This is a genomic window from Flavobacterium sp. (genome assembly GCF_965277525.1).
GTDB lineage: Bacteria > Bacteroidota > Bacteroidia > Flavobacteriales > Flavobacteriaceae > Flavobacterium.
The window spans coordinates 434,832-449,545 of sequence record NZ_CBDIDC010000002.1 but is presented as its reverse complement, the minus strand read 5'-3'; the positions used below and the strand labels follow the sequence as shown (position 1 = coordinate 449,545).

Annotated in this window: 21 protein-coding genes; 10 read left to right on the top strand and 11 right to left on the bottom strand. The window is 37.2% G+C overall.

The features are described 5' to 3' along the window. Window positions 1–3 precede the first annotated feature (3 nt). The 7 genes from traN to ACQY44_RS04010 all read left to right on the top strand — a co-directional run bounded on the left by traN (window position 4) and on the right by ACQY44_RS04010 (window position 5,217). The gene (gene traN / locus ACQY44_RS04040; protein ID WP_428229124.1) at window positions 4–846 is read left to right on the top strand and encodes a conjugative transposon protein TraN; all 843 of its coding nucleotides are present in this window, start codon (window positions 4–6) and stop codon (window positions 844–846) included. Window positions 847–882: 36 nt separating this feature from the next. Next, window positions 883–2,046 (top strand): hypothetical protein, encoded by a 1,164-nt coding sequence (locus ACQY44_RS04035; protein ID WP_428229123.1) that lies wholly within the window; start codon window positions 883–885, stop codon window positions 2,044–2,046. A 25-nt stretch (window positions 2,047–2,071) separates the two neighbouring features. After that, the gene (locus tag ACQY44_RS04030; protein WP_428229122.1) at window positions 2,072–3,097 is read left to right on the top strand and encodes a hypothetical protein; all 1,026 of its coding nucleotides are present in this window, start codon (window positions 2,072–2,074) and stop codon (window positions 3,095–3,097) included. Further along, window positions 3,097–3,381 (top strand): hypothetical protein, encoded by a 285-nt coding sequence (locus tag ACQY44_RS04025; protein WP_428229121.1) that lies wholly within the window; start codon window positions 3,097–3,099, stop codon window positions 3,379–3,381. Before ACQY44_RS04030 ends, ACQY44_RS04025 begins: the two co-directional genes overlap by 1 nt. Window positions 3,382–4,532: 1,151 nt before the next feature. After that, on the top strand, window positions 4,533–4,781 hold the full coding sequence (locus tag ACQY44_RS04020; RefSeq protein WP_428229120.1) for a hypothetical protein: 249 nt from the start codon (window positions 4,533–4,535) through the stop codon (window positions 4,779–4,781). Between the two features lie 23 nt (window positions 4,782–4,804). Further along, the gene (locus ACQY44_RS04015; RefSeq protein WP_428229119.1) at window positions 4,805–5,062 is read left to right on the top strand and encodes a hypothetical protein; all 258 of its coding nucleotides are present in this window, start codon (window positions 4,805–4,807) and stop codon (window positions 5,060–5,062) included. A 2-nt stretch (window positions 5,063–5,064) separates the two neighbouring features. Beyond that, on the top strand, window positions 5,065–5,217 hold the full coding sequence (locus tag ACQY44_RS04010; protein WP_165571361.1) for a hypothetical protein: 153 nt from the start codon (window positions 5,065–5,067) through the stop codon (window positions 5,215–5,217). A 100-nt stretch (window positions 5,218–5,317) separates the two neighbouring features. On the opposite strand, the gene ACQY44_RS04005 is transcribed toward ACQY44_RS04010, so the two are convergent. From ACQY44_RS04005 to ACQY44_RS03985, 5 genes are all read right to left on the bottom strand, one after another. Beyond that, window positions 5,318–5,539: a hypothetical protein gene (locus ACQY44_RS04005; protein ID WP_428229106.1), complete on the bottom strand. Its 222-nt coding sequence runs from the start codon at window positions 5,537–5,539 to the stop codon at window positions 5,318–5,320. A 198-nt stretch (window positions 5,540–5,737) separates the two neighbouring features. Beyond that, the gene (locus ACQY44_RS04000) at window positions 5,738–6,610 is read right to left on the bottom strand and encodes an NAD(P)H-binding protein (protein ID WP_428229105.1); all 873 of its coding nucleotides are present in this window, start codon (window positions 6,608–6,610) and stop codon (window positions 5,738–5,740) included. Between the two features lie 79 nt (window positions 6,611–6,689). Beyond that, the gene (locus ACQY44_RS03995; protein WP_428229118.1) at window positions 6,690–7,259 is read right to left on the bottom strand and encodes a Crp/Fnr family transcriptional regulator; all 570 of its coding nucleotides are present in this window, start codon (window positions 7,257–7,259) and stop codon (window positions 6,690–6,692) included. 264 nt (window positions 7,260–7,523) lie between these two features. Beyond that, the gene (locus ACQY44_RS03990; protein WP_428229611.1) at window positions 7,524–7,679 is read right to left on the bottom strand and encodes a hypothetical protein; all 156 of its coding nucleotides are present in this window, start codon (window positions 7,677–7,679) and stop codon (window positions 7,524–7,526) included. Window positions 7,680–7,696: 17 nt separating this feature from the next. Then, entirely contained in the window at window positions 7,697–8,008 is a 312-nt protein-coding gene (locus tag ACQY44_RS03985) for a DDE-type integrase/transposase/recombinase (protein WP_428229104.1), read from the bottom strand. Window positions 8,009–8,491: 483 nt separating this feature from the next. Here ACQY44_RS03985 and ACQY44_RS03980 point away from each other — a divergent pair, with 483 nt between their 5' ends. Further along, the gene (locus tag ACQY44_RS03980; RefSeq protein WP_428229117.1) at window positions 8,492–8,776 is read left to right on the top strand and encodes a hypothetical protein; all 285 of its coding nucleotides are present in this window, start codon (window positions 8,492–8,494) and stop codon (window positions 8,774–8,776) included. Window positions 8,777–9,269: 493 nt separating this feature from the next. On the opposite strand, the gene ACQY44_RS03975 is transcribed toward ACQY44_RS03980, so the two are convergent. From ACQY44_RS03975 to ACQY44_RS03960, 4 genes are all read right to left on the bottom strand, one after another. Continuing rightward, the gene (locus tag ACQY44_RS03975) at window positions 9,270–9,941 is read right to left on the bottom strand and encodes a short chain dehydrogenase (RefSeq protein WP_428229116.1); all 672 of its coding nucleotides are present in this window, start codon (window positions 9,939–9,941) and stop codon (window positions 9,270–9,272) included. Between the two features lie 62 nt (window positions 9,942–10,003). Then, on the bottom strand, window positions 10,004–11,059 hold the full coding sequence (locus ACQY44_RS03970) for an NAD(P)/FAD-dependent oxidoreductase (RefSeq protein ID WP_428229115.1): 1,056 nt from the start codon (window positions 11,057–11,059) through the stop codon (window positions 10,004–10,006). Between the two features lie 9 nt (window positions 11,060–11,068). Next, window positions 11,069–11,290: a hypothetical protein gene (locus tag ACQY44_RS03965; RefSeq protein WP_428229114.1), complete on the bottom strand. Its 222-nt coding sequence runs from the start codon at window positions 11,288–11,290 to the stop codon at window positions 11,069–11,071. 88 nt (window positions 11,291–11,378) lie between these two features. Next, window positions 11,379–12,239, bottom strand: coding sequence for an AraC family transcriptional regulator (locus ACQY44_RS03960; RefSeq protein ID WP_428229113.1), 861 nt, complete (start codon window positions 12,237–12,239; stop codon window positions 11,379–11,381). Window positions 12,240–12,842: 603 nt separating this feature from the next. Here ACQY44_RS03960 and ACQY44_RS03955 point away from each other — a divergent pair. After that, entirely contained in the window at window positions 12,843–13,010 is a 168-nt protein-coding gene (locus ACQY44_RS03955) for a hypothetical protein (RefSeq protein ID WP_428229112.1), read from the top strand. Here ACQY44_RS03955 and ACQY44_RS03950 read toward each other — a convergent pair. Then, entirely contained in the window at window positions 12,985–13,359 is a 375-nt protein-coding gene (locus ACQY44_RS03950) for a helix-turn-helix domain-containing protein (protein WP_428229111.1), read from the bottom strand. The two genes, ACQY44_RS03955 and ACQY44_RS03950, sit on opposite strands and share 26 nt — an antisense overlap. Before the next feature lie 59 nt (window positions 13,360–13,418). Then, window positions 13,419–13,667: a hypothetical protein gene (locus ACQY44_RS03945; RefSeq protein ID WP_428229110.1), complete on the bottom strand. Its 249-nt coding sequence runs from the start codon at window positions 13,665–13,667 to the stop codon at window positions 13,419–13,421. 674 nt (window positions 13,668–14,341) lie between these two features. On the opposite strand from ACQY44_RS03945, the gene ACQY44_RS03940 reads away from it, so the two are divergent. Continuing rightward, the gene (locus ACQY44_RS03940; RefSeq protein ID WP_428229109.1) at window positions 14,342–14,578 is read left to right on the top strand and encodes a DUF6965 family protein; all 237 of its coding nucleotides are present in this window, start codon (window positions 14,342–14,344) and stop codon (window positions 14,576–14,578) included. Window positions 14,579–14,714 lie beyond the last annotated feature (136 nt).

The window sequence follows — 14,714 nt, the reverse complement described above, 5'->3', positions numbered from 1 at the left end:
AAGATGAAAAGAATTAATTATCTGTTTTTAATGAGTTTGCTGCTGGTTTCTGTTTGGGCTTATCCGCAGCTAAAGAGCAGGGAAACTGTTTTTTATGAAGACCACTATAAAAATCTTCAGATCGGCTATTCGAAGACTACCAGCATAGTTTTTCCCTACCCGATTAAAAGCATCGATAAAGGGAGTGCTGATGTGCTGGTGCAGAAAGCCAAAGGAGTCGAGAACATTCTCCTTGTAAAGGCTGCTAGACAATACTTTTTCCAGACTAACCTGACAATAGTCACATCTGACGCAAAATTATATGTATTTGTACTGAACTACAATGAAGACTGCCCGGACCTGAATATAAATGCAGAAAATGCTTTAGCTGCAAGTAAGGAAGTGCTGTTTAGCCTAGTAAACGAAAATCAGAAAAAAATAGAACAGTCTGCTTCACTGGCATTATCAAAAAAAATAAAGACCAGCGGTTTAAAAAAAGCTAAGTTTCAGATAAAACTGGAGGTCAGCGGCATTTTTATACATGAGGATGTGCTGTATCTGCGTGCTGTATTTGAAAATAAATCCAAAATCAGCTACGATATCGACCAGCTGCGTTTTTTCATAAGAGACCAGCGAAAATCAAAACGAACTGCCTCGCAGGAAATAGAGATTCAGCCACTGTATTCAACTTCATCATCTGCAGTGATTCCTGATAAGTCTGAAGTAGTAAAAGTTTTTGCACTGGAGAAATTTACCATTCCCGAGAATAAGTATTTAACGCTCCAGCTGCTGGAAAAGAATGGCGGAAGGCATTTGGAAGTCAACGTTAAAAAAAATCTGGCCGATAAAGTAATCCCGCTGCCATAATCCTGGCACCATCCTAAAGAACTAAAAAAGCAGATCATGAATATAAATATCAATGAGACCGAAACGCTGTTAAGCTTTGCAGAGGAAATGGCTTCACTAGGCTATCGCTATGCTGCACACCCTGTTAATCTATCAGCTGACAGCGACAACATTGCTTTTTTCAGGACATCAATGGGCGCAGAGGACCATTGTCTGGTGGGGAGTAATGATATCGACTATTTTAAGAGCGTGCCGATCGATTCGCTTATAAATGACTTAAAGATAGTCACGCAGAGCGGAATTGATCTGTACAGCAATCAGAAACTGGATCTTACGGAGTTTGTCCGTCTGGCAAGAGAAAACAAGGAATTACCAGAAAATAACTTAAATACAAACATTATGAATGAGACTAATTTAAAATACCTGAAAGACCAGCTGAAATATACTGGATTTGGAGAAACTTTCGATACTGAATTGAGAGAAAACATGCTGAAAGGAGATAAGGATTTTAAAATCATGCACACCGGCATTATGAACAATGGCGTTCCAAACAGAGATACCGTAACGGTTGAGCTGAACTTCAAGAAGTCAGATCAGACTGATATGTACTTTTTTAATTCTTATCAGGTGAATCTTCAGAAAGAAGAAAACAAGCCGGGACTGCAGCAGACCTTTTACATCAATAATGATGCAACCAGCATTACGCTCAAAGAAGCCTATAATTTAATGGAAGGCCGTTCGGTAAATAAGGATCTTAAAACTAAAGAAGGAGAAAGTTACAATTCCTGGTTAAAATTCGATTTTAAACAGACAGACAATTCCGGAAATTTTAAGATTAACCATTACCATCAGAATTACGGCTATGATCTGGAAGCCAGTCTTGAGAAACATTCCATAAAAGAACTCAGTACGCCGCAATATAAGGAAGACCTTATGAACTCCCTTAAAAAAGGAAATCTGCAGTCTGTGACTTTTGTTGTCAGCGGCGTTGAAAGCAAAATGTTCGTGGAAGCAAATCCGCAGTTTAAGACTCTTAATGTATATGATGGAAACCTTCAGCGCATCAATCATCGAGAAAGCAAAGAAGAGAAAAAATCTGAAGGAGAAAAAACGTCTGAAAAACAATCTGACAAAAAACAGTCTGAGAATGCTGATGAGAACAGTGAAACTCCTTCGGCGAACAAACCAAAAAAAAGAAGACAGCAGTCTAATTCGGTTTAGAGATTTAAAAATAATTAAAGCTTAAATGATGAACCCGCAGTTTCCCGTAAATAGAGTAGAAATGGAATTCAGCCAATGGAAAGCAAGAGAGGAGCGTTTCAATACGCTCTTTTCAATTACTCCGGCAGAAAACAGATCTTTATTGGCTGAGAAACTGCGGCAGTTCGAGAGAATCAGAACGAAATACAAATCTTCAAAAAATATTGAGGAACAGCATACGCTTCAAATCCTTAAAATGGAAATCCATAGGATGTCAAAACAATTATATCCAAGTCTCATTTCACGTATCCTGAGGAAAATAATCACCAGCACGCAAAATCAGCTTTCACTTCGCAGTGAGGCAAAAAAAGACGAAAGAAACTTCAATTCGCTTAACGAGGAAGTGCAGCGTATCGGCTTTCCTGATTTATCCGAAAAATTAAAAAATCTTATTGACAAAGAACAGGAAAATTTCAGCATTCCTCTATCCTACTACATTAATGAAAAAGAAAAGATTACTCATACTCTTTCGTTTTCAAAAAATGCTGAAAGGCATTTTGAACTCGATGGATTTAAAAGCAGCATGCAGAATAATTCTGCACCAGAAGACAGCAGGGATTATTACTTTAAAAATGGGCAGGAACGCAATTTTAAACTTAATGAAGTTTATAATTTATTGTCCGGTCGTTCTGTAGAGCATAACCAATCATGGTTTCAGCTCGACTTTAATGATAGAGACGCTTCGGGCAATTATCACTTAAAAGAATTTCGAAATGAATATGCTTATGATTTAGAAAAGACTTTAAAGTCCATTCCTTTAAAAGAGATATCTAATACATATGAAATGGAGAAACTAAAACATGCTTTAAGACAGGGTGACAGAGTATCTGCTTTGCTGATTAAAAATGGACGAGAAAATCAGATTTATATAGAGGCCAATCCGCAGTTTAGATCATTGAATATCTATGACCGGCATTTTCGTAAAATCCAGACAGCTTCATCAAAAAACCAGGCAGCAACATTCCCTAAACAATCTGTCCAAAAAGGAATAAAATCTAAAATACAGCAGTGATGGAACAATTAAATCCTTTAACGGAATTCTTTAGATCGATAGAAAAAGACCAGCGCATCAGCATTACCCATATTGGAATTTTTGCGGCACTGCTTCAATTCAGAACAAATCAAGGCAATATCAATCCTATCAAAGCCTTCAGGCATGAAATTATGAAAATAGCCAAAATAACCGGCCCTGTCACGTATCACAGGTGCATAAAAGACTTAAATGAATACGGCTATATAAACTATGTCCCCAAAAAAAATAGAAATCAAAAAAGTGTTATTTATTTTCTGGTTTAAAAGGCAGGTTCTGACATAGTTTTAAAATTAAACTTAAAGATCGAAATTATCGAAATAATAAAATGTAGAGGGTTAAGAAAAACATCTCTATGAAACTATCACTGCAAGCGGTCCGCATCCCAAATTAATTATTGAATCATCACCATCCGCAAGAATATGACTTGATTTAGGAGAAAATTTGAATTTCCTGCTCTTGTTTTTTTAAATATAATTATTGCTCAACTGAAGCAAAAAATTGGTGTATTCCTAACAGCCGTTAGCATTTTTTTAGCCCCGATAGAAGTGGAAATCCTTTTGTGCCGGGGTTCGGCGCAAAAGATTAGAACGCATAGCGGGAAAAGCTCCTAAAAAAATAACAAATCAAACCTAAAAACCCACTGATCAGCATGGTCATTGTATATAATACTGCACCTCCCCCCCCCCCGATAACCTGACCGCTGTTCTATAAACACAGATCCTTATGCTGTAAAAAAAAAAACCGCCCCTGTCCGCTTTACATCTGATAAAGGACAGCCCGCCAAGATTACCCCTATTGGAACTTTTGCAGCATTACTACAATTAAGAACTACTGCAGGTTATACGAATCCTATTAAAGCATACAGGCATGAAATTATGAAGACTGCTGAAATAAGCGGCCCTGTCACCTGCCATAGATGCACCGGAGACCTGAATGATTACGGTTATATAAATTATCTTCCAAAGAGAAACAGAAATCAGAAGAGCATCATTTATTTCACCGTTTAAGAGTTTTCTAAAATTCCCAGTAAAAGACAGCAAAGCTGTTTTTATTAGAAACCTGGGTTCTTTATCTCACGAGCAGCTATTTTTTTTCCACAAAAAGTTTAGGTGTTTTTTAAAGATATTTCACCAATTTAAGTTTTTGGCAATATCATGGCACGTGTTCTTTGGAAGGGATACCTTTTTTGCCACAAAAAATTAAGGCGGTTTTAAAGATATTTCACTAATCAAAGTTTTGTGCCAGAATCGCGGCAAGGAAATGTTTTAAAAAATAGAAACCCAGAAAAATAAAGCTGTAGGAAGCTTAGGTTCGAAACTATTACAGTCCAGCAATTCTCTCGAGAGGGTCGGCAGAATTTATTTTCCATATTCAAATGTTTTCAAAATTAGATTATATTCATTAAATTAGCACTATGGATAAAGAAGCAGAATCAGGACTCGATTTTATAATTGACAAATTAACAAACTCAATAGAAAACGTGATTACCGGAGATAGTTTTCAGACTGAAATTTCTATTCTCCAAAATTCTGATTTAAAGTCTTTAACAAAGAAAAATGGCTGGCTTTTTAATTGGAATGAAGAATTTAAAAATCCAATTAGAGATGTTTATAAACTTACAATTTTTGGAAATTCAAAAATAATTCAAGGTCTTCAAGCTTAGAAGTTAAGTCAGATCATGTCTATATGCATCTTGTTGAAAGTGCTCCATTCAATAAAGGACAAACAAAGGTTTATGCTGGTGCAGCTGGTAATCTGGCTGCTTATGCTTGTAAATTATCTTTTCAGCGCGGTCACGATGGAAATGTTTCTTTTCTTTCAAAATCGCAATTAGCTGATCATTATGAAAAAACACTTGGAGCATTCCATTTCGGTGGTAGAATTATGATAATTGAAACAAAATCAGCTTTGAAATTAATCAATAAATATTTTCAAAATAAATAATTATGAAAACTAAAAAATTAGATTTAGATATAGACAGTATTGGTGGACTAAGTTCTCTAACATTAGCTGAAGAAAAAGCTTTAAGCGATTTTTTTCAAAAGAAAAAACTAACAAAAAAGAAAACTGAGAAAAAGAAATTAATACTTAAAAATTAGAACATACCATATCAGACATTTGATGTACTTGATACTTTTTGCTCCAAAAATTTGGCAATCATATGAATTATTATCTCAATTGTCTACATTATTGTTTTTTTTAATCCACTAAAACATCGAAATCTACTGTTGACAAAGTGGTTTCCATATCTTCGAAAATTGGAATATTTCTGGAGCCTAAATTAAGTATTTCAGCTAAATTTTCGCCCTTGTTGTTTCTCGAAAGTGCTCCAACAAGTTGCATGTTTGTATGGTTTAAAACTTCTTTGCTCAGTTCGGAACCAGCCCAACCTGCTCCTCCTGCAATACATACTTTGATCATAATCTATTTGTTTTGTTTGTATTTATCCTCTTTTGATTTCTTAAATAACTTGATAAGTGATGCAGAACAGAATTTCTGCCATAATTATAATGTGAAACTGTCGATTGGCAGGTATCAAAAATAAATAAAATATTCAAAAGAGGATAAATGTAAAGTTAAGTTACCAATGCCATTTGCAGGTTTCTTCTTTGTTCAGCCTTATTTTATTTTATCAACTACATTTTCAATCATCCAGTCCTTAATTGTTGTCGTAGTATCATCTGTTCTCGGCTCAGCATCATACAGGCCATTACCAATTGCCGTCAGCATTTCAGTTAAAGAGAATGCAAATGCTTCCGATGTATGGTGTTGTCCTAATAGTGTTTTAATATAGTCTTCATTTGAAACCTGCTGAAAACGGATCGGTTTGCCTGTCAATTCACTCAGTTGAATTGCAATGTCGCTATAGCTGATATCTTTCGGACCCTGAATCGCATATCCTTCTACACCTGCCCAGGTTTTATCAATTAGAAGTTCTACAGCTTTCGACGCAATGTCTTTTACCGCAACTTGTGGCATTTTGTAATTTCCGTTGATGGGCAAAAAGAACATTCCCGTTTTTTTTAATGATGTAATTTGATACAAAATGCTTTCGTAAAATACAGGGCAGCGCAATGCCCTGACTGATGCACCTGACTGATTGATGATATCTTCACCTTTATGGAGTGCTGTTATAAGACCTGCCTGCAAATTGCTTTCCTTCCCACCGCTTGACAAATAAACAACTCTTTCTGTGCCTGCATTTTTAATTGCGTTTGAAGCTACGTTAGCAAAGCTTTCGTAGTAGGCATTTACATCTTCTTGCGTGTTGCTCTGAGGTACACAAAAATAGAGCGTGTCGCATCCTTGCAATGCTTCTGTAAATTCAGATTCATTAAGTAGAGAGCCGGTTGAAACTTCTACTTTTTCTAAAATGTCAGCTGATATTTTTTCGGGATCTCTGACAAAAATTCTGACCTGTTGTCCTCGCTCTATTAATTGTCGTAGAATCATTGAGCCTGTGTTGCCTGTCGGCGTAGTTACTAAAATCATATTTGAACTTTTTTATTGTTTGTTGAAGTACAAAGATGACCAGAGTATTTTTTGTAAACATTGTCCTATGTTCACATTTTTACAGCTTTGATTTTAATCTGCTTAATGTTTGAGGGGTAAGTCCTAAATAAGATGCAACCATTTTATTTGATATTCTTGTCAACCATTTTGATTGATTTGTCAAAACCCAACGAACTTTTTCTATGGCTTCTAAACTTTGAAAACAATAAATACGTTCCTGAGACTTTAGGTATGCTGATTCCAGAATTTCTCTGTAAATAAAAGCAAACTGTGGAACAGTTTCAACAAAATGAAAGTAGTCGTCACGTTCTATAACCAACAATTCCGAAGGTTCAATAGTCTGCATAAATTCGTACGACGCTGTTTGATTGATGAGACTTGGTAACGCGGTTCCAAAAGAATCCTCAAAATGAAAATATCTCGTTCCTTCTTCTCCATTGTTGTTAATGTTGAAAAGTCGTATACAACCCTTATTTACAAAGAAGAAATGTTTGCAAATTGCGTCTTCTTCCAACAGAAATTCGTTCCTTTTGGTCTTTTTAATTTTAAAGTAGGAAGAGATATGAGAAAGTGTCTTATCGTCAATTTCAGTTCTTGTTTTAAAATATTCTTCTAATTGTATGTACATTTATATGTTTAAGTTCTTCATTAAAATGGGCGAGTAACTTGCATGTGAACATATTGAGATAAGTAATTAACTTTCTTAATTTTGTTTCAGCCAGTAAATTTAAAATTTAATTTGGAAGCATCTTTAGTATGCCTTTTAAATATTTCATAATTTAAACTTCATTTTAATAAACGTATGTTTTCTTTAAACTAAAGTTTCACTTTTGCTCTATGGGTTCTGTCGCATCTGCCAGAATCAAATATAAAAATTTAAGTCATTTAAAAGTTAGCCCGCCACTTTACAGAATGATTTAAACATAGTTATCCCTGGTCCAATCATCTGGTTCTTTCTCAGCATATCTACAACTTGAATTCCGCTCAAGGTTCGTCTGGCCGATTCAAAACTTTTAAAACCTAATCCGTTTTGTATGCGCCACTTGATAAAAAGATGGTCCTGTTCTACAATATTGTTGCCATATTTACACTGTCGGATTTTAATCTTTGAAATGAACGCTTGTTATAGACTTTGATAGCGGTAGTATTTGAACCGCTTTTATCAATATTTATTACTCTTGGCTTGTAGTTATTATTAATTGCTTTAATTAGAAATGACCAAGCACTGATTCTCTGTCTTTTTCTGGTCAAAAGAAAGTCTACTGTATTGCCCAATTTATCTGTCGCTTGATATAAATAACACCAAATGCCTTTTACTTTGATATAGGTTCCATCCAATCTCCAACTCGCCCCCACTCTGCCTTTTCTCTTCTTCATCTCTTACTCAAGCAAAGGTCTAAACTTATAAACCCAGCACTGAATACTAGCATGATCAACAGAAACTCCTCGCATTTTCATGATCTCTTCAACATCCCGATAGCTTAATGTAAACCTAAGCTTAAAATATACGGCCTGCAGTATAATTGACTTCGGATAGCAATGACCTTTAGTATTGATGAGTTTAAGAATTAAAAAAGCAAAGATAAAACTTAGCTTTAGATGCGACAGAAGCAGAATTGTGGCTTATGGTATTTTTAAAACAAAAATTGAGTATTGATTACAAGTACAACAATTGGGTTCCAATATGCAGTTCTCCAAAACAAAACAGGGCTGATCAGCAGCCCTAGCCCCGATAGCAGTGGAAATCCTTTTGTGCCGGGGTTCGGCGCAAAAGATTAGAACGGATAGCGGGAAAAGCTCCAAAAAAAAAGCCCTATTGGCGCCGTTTCAGAAAAAAAACACAAGTAAATAACAAGAGTAATGGACCGGCTGAATCCTTTAACGCAATTCTTCAAAGCAATAGAAAAAGACCAGCGCAATAGCATTACGCATATTGGAATTTTTGCGGCATTACTACAATTCAGAACTGCTGCAGGCTATATTAATCCTATTAAAGCATATAGACATGAAATTATGAAGATTGCTAAAATAAGCGGCCCTGTTACCTACCATAGATGTACCGGAGACCTGAATGATTACGGTTATATACATTATCTTCCAAAGAGAAATAGAAATCAAAAGAGCATCATTTATTTCACCCTTTAAGAGTTTACTAAAATTCTCAGTAAAAGACAGCAGAGCTGTTTTTTACTGAGAAACCTTGGGTTCTTTATCTCACGAGCAGATTTTTTTTGCCGCAAAAAGCTTAGGTATTTTTTAAAGATATTTCACCACTTTAAGTTTTGTGGCAGAATTGTGGCACATGGGTATTAGAGTGGGTACCTTTTTTGCCACAAAAGTTAAGGCCGTCAAGCTACTTATTTTCTCAATTTCCAGTATTTTTTTAGTTTTGTGGCAACGTCGGGGCACATGGTATTTTTTAAAACTAAAAACACAGTAAATAGATGTGCTATCGGATTAGGGTTTGAATCTGCAGCTTCCCCTCACATTTAACTCTATTTTTCACTTAGCCTTTTTAGATAAAACAGATGATTATTTTTTAATGGGACTATTTCTGATTTTGAAGATTGAGACCTGCCTTTCAGCCTAGGTCATTATACTTGAATATAATGACCCGAAGGCAGCTGTTGGACTTGCTTTAAGGTCTAATGATATGCCCTGTTATCTTACCAAACAAGCTTTTACGAAACATAAATTCCAACTGTCTCATTGTTGTAGGGATCTCTCCAGGAAAGTATGGGAAATACTGTGGTGAATCTTCAATAACTGTTGGGCTCACTGCATTAATACGAATCCCGTTTTCCAGTTCAATTGCCGCTGCCCGAACAAAGCCTTCTACAGCACCGTTAGCAGCTGAAGCGTTGGCAAAGTTTACCTGTGGCTCATATGTTAAAGCACCGGTAATTAAAGTAAATGAGCCTTTTGGGTTAATATAATTCTGACCTATCAACACCAGATTTATCTGCCCCATCATTTTTCCTTCCACCCCATTTCTGAATGTTGTGTCATTTAATTTGCTCCATGGACCTACAAATGTTGGACCTGCCGTTGAAATTAAGGCATCAAATGAACCCGTCTGCCTGAAGAGGTTTTCAATTGATTCTGTTGAAGTAATATCGGCATCGATGTCACATCCTTTGGATGCCACTGTGATCACTTCATGCTCTTCTCTGAGAGCTTTTACTAAATGAGTTCCCATAGTGCCGCTTGCACCTACTATAATAATTTTCATAATTGTGAATTTTAATTTTTTTTGGTTTATTTTTCTTTGAAAAAGATATCTCATTCCGTTTTCAATTTTTTTGGACATAATTGAGTTGAACACGAAAGAACTCAGATAATGCATCCTTATGTGCCATTATGGCTTCAACATTAAAATTGTTCCATTATCAGCTTTTTACTGGCTGCCATACCCGCTGCAGTTCCCATTGCCACTGCATTGGCAATAGTCCTGACCCGCGATGCATTGTCCCCGGATGCATAAATACCTTCAATGGATGTCTGCTGAAAAGGATCAGTCTTAATATAGCCGTCCTGGGTCATTAGACATCCCAGCGATTCAGGTATTGTGCAGTGCTGTATAAAAGGCCTGGGGGCATAGATAGCATTTAGTGAAGATTTTGTGCCGTCGGTAAACACAATATTCCGGATATGCCCCGCAAGATGTTCCAGCTTACTGATCTGCTTTTCTATAATTCTAATATTATTTTCCTTCAGCAAAGCAGTCTGCGCCGCGGTTATCGCAGATACACCATTGGTATAGAGGGTCAGATCCGGGGTCCAGTTTGAAATCATCTTAGCCAGTTCAAATGCATGATCATCATTGCCCAGAATCCCTGTCCTGCTACCCCGCACTTCATAGCCATGACAATATGGGCAGTGTATAGCTGAAATCCCCCAGCATTCTGAAAACCCCTCAATTGGCGGCATTACATCTTTTATGCCCGTAGCGAAAATTAATTTTAAGGCCTGGAAAGTTTCACCGGTTTCCATCATTATTTCAAAACCTTTGCCCGTTTTCTTTCCAGTGGAAGCAAAACCGTTAAGGAATTGTACCGTTTCATACTTTTCTGCCTGCTGTTTTCCCACAGTGTAGATTCCTGCAGGTCTGTTGCCGTCCTGGGTGAGGAAATTATGGGAATATGGCGTTTGTGCATTGCAGGGCTCACCGCTATTGATAACCAAAACTTGTTTTAATGCCCTTCCCAGTGCCATTGCTGCGGCCAGGCCGGAATAGCTTCCCCCGATAATAATGACATCAAAATTTTTACTAACTGTACTCATATAAAATTCTTTAAGTGGAAATGGAAAAGTTAAAGCTGCTATTGCCAATCCGGTTTGTTTAATGAACTTACGTCTTGGTTCTGTTAAATCCATACCGGCAGCCGCGCCGGAACTGACCAGACCGGTTTTTATTGGACGATCCATTTTTAGCTTTTATTTTTTGGGTTTATAGGTAAACTGGCGCAGGATAAAATCTAAAAACGGAATCCCGGCAAATACAATCCAGGGAACCAACGCTATGGTGAGTATAAAAGTCCGCTGGTATAAAGGCAATAAGGATAATGCATTGCCAAAGAGGAATAAAAAAAGTGTAATTGAGGGATAAATGGCCAGCCATATCTTTAAGGATGCCATCAGTTTCATTTTTGTTTTCATACTGATCTGGGTTTGAATTAATTTTATTGGACAAAATTACTTCAGTGGAAAACCTATATGATAGGACAGAAATGAAGATCGTTAGGACTTATTTAGAGTTTTGCCTAAAGGACTCTGGAGAGAGGCCGGTATGCCTTTTAAAAAACCGGGTGAAATACGAAGGGTCATCATATCCTAAGTCGCAGGCAATCTGGCCCACCTGCTTTGAGGTCGCTAAAAGCTGGCGTTTAGCTTCCAGGATAATATGCTGGTTTATAATCTCAGAAGGGGTTTTAGCAAGTAAAGTTTTTGTAACGGCGCTTAGCTGGTAGGATGATAAATTTAATAAACCGGTATATTGTGAAACCTGTTTATGGAGAATACTGTTTTTTTCCACAAGTTCCAGAAATTGCTCCAATTTTTCCTGTGCATAGGTGTTATCCCGCATAGCCGCTACAGCTTTATCGGGCCGCTGCCGAAGCAGTTCAATAAGAAAAATGCTCAGGTTTGCTTTCAAAATTTCGTGATAGCCTTTGAGTTTGTTTGTATATTCTTTTAATGCCTCTGATACGACAGCCTCGATCCTAGCAAATCCTTCCTGCTCGAGGTTGTAAGCATTGTATTGAATTAGCCTGGTCAGATGCTTTTGGGAGGCACTGTTATGAGAATAAAGAAAATCTGTTTTAAATTGTATTAAATAGCCTGTGCTGCCTGCTTTTAGAAAAAGTGAATGCACCTGGCCGGGACGCATCATAAAAACAGTATGATTTTTTATTTCATAGCCTGTAAAGTCAATCGCGTGATGGCCTGTTCCATTCTTAATAATTAATATATAATAGAAATCATGCCTGTGCAGCTCCTGAACCATATCCCTGCCGGAAAATAAGGATGTTATTTCCCGTATAGTAAAACTCCCTGTTAATTCAGGTTCACTTTGCTGGCTAATATGGCGGATTGGAATGTTTTCCACAATTTCAATAATCTTTAATGGCTAAATTTTAATCAAAGATAGTAAGTTTATGAAAATTATAATTTACTTCATACTCTGTGAACAGAATTGTGGCGTATGGTGTTTAAAATAATAATTGAGAATTGAATAGAGATACCACAATTGGGTTTCAATGTGGAGTTCGACAAACAAATATCCCCGCAGCCCTAGCCCCGATAGCAGTGAAAATCCTTTTGTGCCGGGGTTCGGCGCAAAAGATTGCAACGGATAGCGGGAAAAAGCTCCAAAAAATAATAATAAATAAAGAATACATAACAAAGGACACCCCCGGACAACCACGCCAATACTGCCCAACCTGCCCCATACCCTCCTTTCAAAAAACAACAGCAATAATCTAATTCAAAAAATAAAACAACAACTTCCCATACAACCAAAAATTACCACAAGGACCACCGTAATTACCAAAACCCGATCAAAGCCCCAAAAACCGCAGCCAAAAACACCCAGCCCCTATGACCCGCAGCACCCTTATAAGGAACCCCAAAGCGGCCCCAAAGACATAACGGGCAAGGACATAGAAAAGGACCTTATAGAGAATGACCCTTCAAAGGGTTTGAAAATGATATGGATACTGAGAAGAGCGATGAGCCTGAAAACGCGCCCTTTGAAACCATAGTCCCCGAAAAGGACAATCCGGTAAGGAAGGAATTCGAATTTGGGCAGCTTGGAAATGATGAGCTTCAGGAAGATGAACTTACCTTTAAAGTCAACCAAAGTTATATCTCTTTTTAGGAACTGTCCTGTGATCATATTGGACCCTGTACAGTTTTAAATACTCCGAAGGCGTCGCGCCAACATGCCTTATAAAGGCCCTGTGAGCGGTAGCCCTGGAATTAAACCCGCAGGCCATTACCATTTGCTCTACTGTTAAATCCTTCCACCCAGAATCGTTTACTTTTTCCTTGAAATACCCGATTCTCATTAAATTTATATAATTTTTAAAATTTTGATTGGTCTGAGAATTAATCAGGTGTGAAAGCATGTGGAGCTGAATTCCTGTTTCTTCTGCCAGGTCCGGAAGAGATAAATCACATTTAAGAAAGAGCTTTTTAGAAACTAGGGTAATTTCTATTTTTGCCATATAAACCTGTTTTTGGCTCTGTGTTAATTTTTTAAAATCCATATTATATCCCCGAGCCTTTATTTAAAAATCGATACACTGTCCTCAAGCTCTTCCCTTGCTATAAAGGCATTGATAAATTCCTGCACTTCGCTGGCTGTCCCTGTCTCAATATCAAAAAAATTGATATGGAACTCCTCATCCTGGTCCGCAATGTGTATGATCTGGGTATAGCCCCTTGAAATTATACTGCCTTTTAATTTAATGATATTGGACTGCTGTCTGCCATCGAGCTGTTTTCGTACCTTCAGTTTCATCCCCTTTTCCATTGCCTGCAATTTAAAATAATATGTTTTTGGTTTCCATATCAAATATAAAAATTATTAAATGATATTTAATTTGCGAGCGGGAAATTAACTTGATTTTTTATGAAAGAAAATCAAATGACATTCAAATGTAAATTTGATAATAATTGCACATTTCCATATATTATAATTGCCCCTCTGCAGCCTTAGCCCCGATAGCAGAGGAAATCCTTTTGTGCCGGGGTTCGGCACAAAAGATTGGAACGGATAGCGGGAAAAAGCTCCAAAAAAATAATATCAAACCTAAAGACCCGCCCCATTACCTGATCGTTATTTTATAAATGCAAACCATTATACACAGCAAAATTACCACAAGCACCACCGTAATTCCCAAAACCCGATCAAAGACCCAAAACACGCAGCCAAAAACACCCAGCCCCTATGACCCGCAGAACCCTTATAAGGAACCCCAAAGCGGCCCCAAAGACATAACCTGCAAGGACATAGAAAAAGACCTAATGGATAATGACCCTTCAAAGGGGGCTCAAACCGATTCTAAAAACTAGAAATAAATTCGGCACGATAATTCTATGACTGCCAGTATAGTTGGAACAAAAGCAGAGAAGATAACTTAATTTCTAAGCCAAGAAAACCCCTCAACCCTTGACAGGCCTATACTTTTTACCTATTTTTGCGCCATGACCCCAGAAGAAATAAAACGCTATTTTGAAGCCACTCCCCCGCCCCAGGAAGTGGAGTTAAAGCCATGGGCGAGAATCACAGATTCCCAACTTTTCCTTAAAAGCTGTTTTCTCACTATATACCATTATAAAGGAGACCTTGAAATGTGCCCTGCCTGGTGGCATTTAAAAGAGTTCTATACACTTGTAAGACGAGGTACAAAGGAAACTAAAAGCGAGCATCAATCGCAATAAAGCTAAAATAAGCGGCCTGTCACCTGCCATAGATGTACCGCAGACCTAAATAATTACGGTTATATCAATTATCTTCCAAAGAGAAACAGAAATCAGAAGAGCATCATTTATTTCACTCTTTAAGAGTTTGCTGAAA

What these genes read in the sequence shown, in the direction of transcription:
- traN (WP_428229124.1), top strand. Translation starts at nt 4, where the DNA reads ATGAAAAGAATTAATTATCTGTTTTTAATGAGTTTGCTGCTGGTTTCT.
- ACQY44_RS04035 (WP_428229123.1), top strand. Translation starts at nt 883, where the DNA reads ATGAATATAAATATCAATGAGACCGAAACGCTGTTAAGCTTTGCAGAG.
- ACQY44_RS04030 (WP_428229122.1), top strand. Translation starts at nt 2,072, where the DNA reads ATGATGAACCCGCAGTTTCCCGTAAATAGAGTAGAAATGGAATTCAGC.
- ACQY44_RS04025 (WP_428229121.1), top strand. Translation starts at nt 3,097, where the DNA reads ATGGAACAATTAAATCCTTTAACGGAATTCTTTAGATCGATAGAAAAA.
- ACQY44_RS04020 (WP_428229120.1), top strand. Translation starts at nt 4,533, where the DNA reads ATGGATAAAGAAGCAGAATCAGGACTCGATTTTATAATTGACAAATTA.
- ACQY44_RS04015 (WP_428229119.1), top strand. Translation starts at nt 4,805, where the DNA reads ATGCATCTTGTTGAAAGTGCTCCATTCAATAAAGGACAAACAAAGGTT.
- ACQY44_RS04010 (WP_165571361.1), top strand. Translation starts at nt 5,065, where the DNA reads ATGAAAACTAAAAAATTAGATTTAGATATAGACAGTATTGGTGGACTA.
- ACQY44_RS04005 (WP_428229106.1), bottom strand. Translation starts at nt 5,539, where the DNA reads ATGATCAAAGTATGTATTGCAGGAGGAGCAGGTTGGGCTGGTTCCGAA.
- ACQY44_RS04000 (WP_428229105.1), bottom strand. Translation starts at nt 6,610, where the DNA reads ATGATTTTAGTAACTACGCCGACAGGCAACACAGGCTCAATGATTCTA.
- ACQY44_RS03995 (WP_428229118.1), bottom strand. Translation starts at nt 7,259, where the DNA reads ATGTACATACAATTAGAAGAATATTTTAAAACAAGAACTGAAATTGAC.
- ACQY44_RS03985 (WP_428229104.1), bottom strand. Translation starts at nt 8,008, where the DNA reads ATGAAGAAGAGAAAAGGCAGAGTGGGGGCGAGTTGGAGATTGGATGGA.
- ACQY44_RS03980 (WP_428229117.1), top strand. Translation starts at nt 8,492, where the DNA reads ATGGACCGGCTGAATCCTTTAACGCAATTCTTCAAAGCAATAGAAAAA.
- ACQY44_RS03975 (WP_428229116.1), bottom strand. Translation starts at nt 9,941, where the DNA reads ATGTCCAAAAAAATTGAAAACGGAATGAGATATCTTTTTCAAAGAAAA.
- ACQY44_RS03970 (WP_428229115.1), bottom strand. Translation starts at nt 11,059, where the DNA reads ATGGATCGTCCAATAAAAACCGGTCTGGTCAGTTCCGGCGCGGCTGCC.
- ACQY44_RS03965 (WP_428229114.1), bottom strand. Translation starts at nt 11,290, where the DNA reads ATGAAAACAAAAATGAAACTGATGGCATCCTTAAAGATATGGCTGGCC.
- ACQY44_RS03955 (WP_428229112.1), top strand. Translation starts at nt 12,843, where the DNA reads ATGGATACTGAGAAGAGCGATGAGCCTGAAAACGCGCCCTTTGAAACC.
- ACQY44_RS03950 (WP_428229111.1), bottom strand. Translation starts at nt 13,359, where the DNA reads ATGGCAAAAATAGAAATTACCCTAGTTTCTAAAAAGCTCTTTCTTAAA.
- ACQY44_RS03945 (WP_428229110.1), bottom strand. Translation starts at nt 13,667, where the DNA reads ATGGAAAAGGGGATGAAACTGAAGGTACGAAAACAGCTCGATGGCAGA.
- ACQY44_RS03940 (WP_428229109.1), top strand. Translation starts at nt 14,342, where the DNA reads ATGACCCCAGAAGAAATAAAACGCTATTTTGAAGCCACTCCCCCGCCC.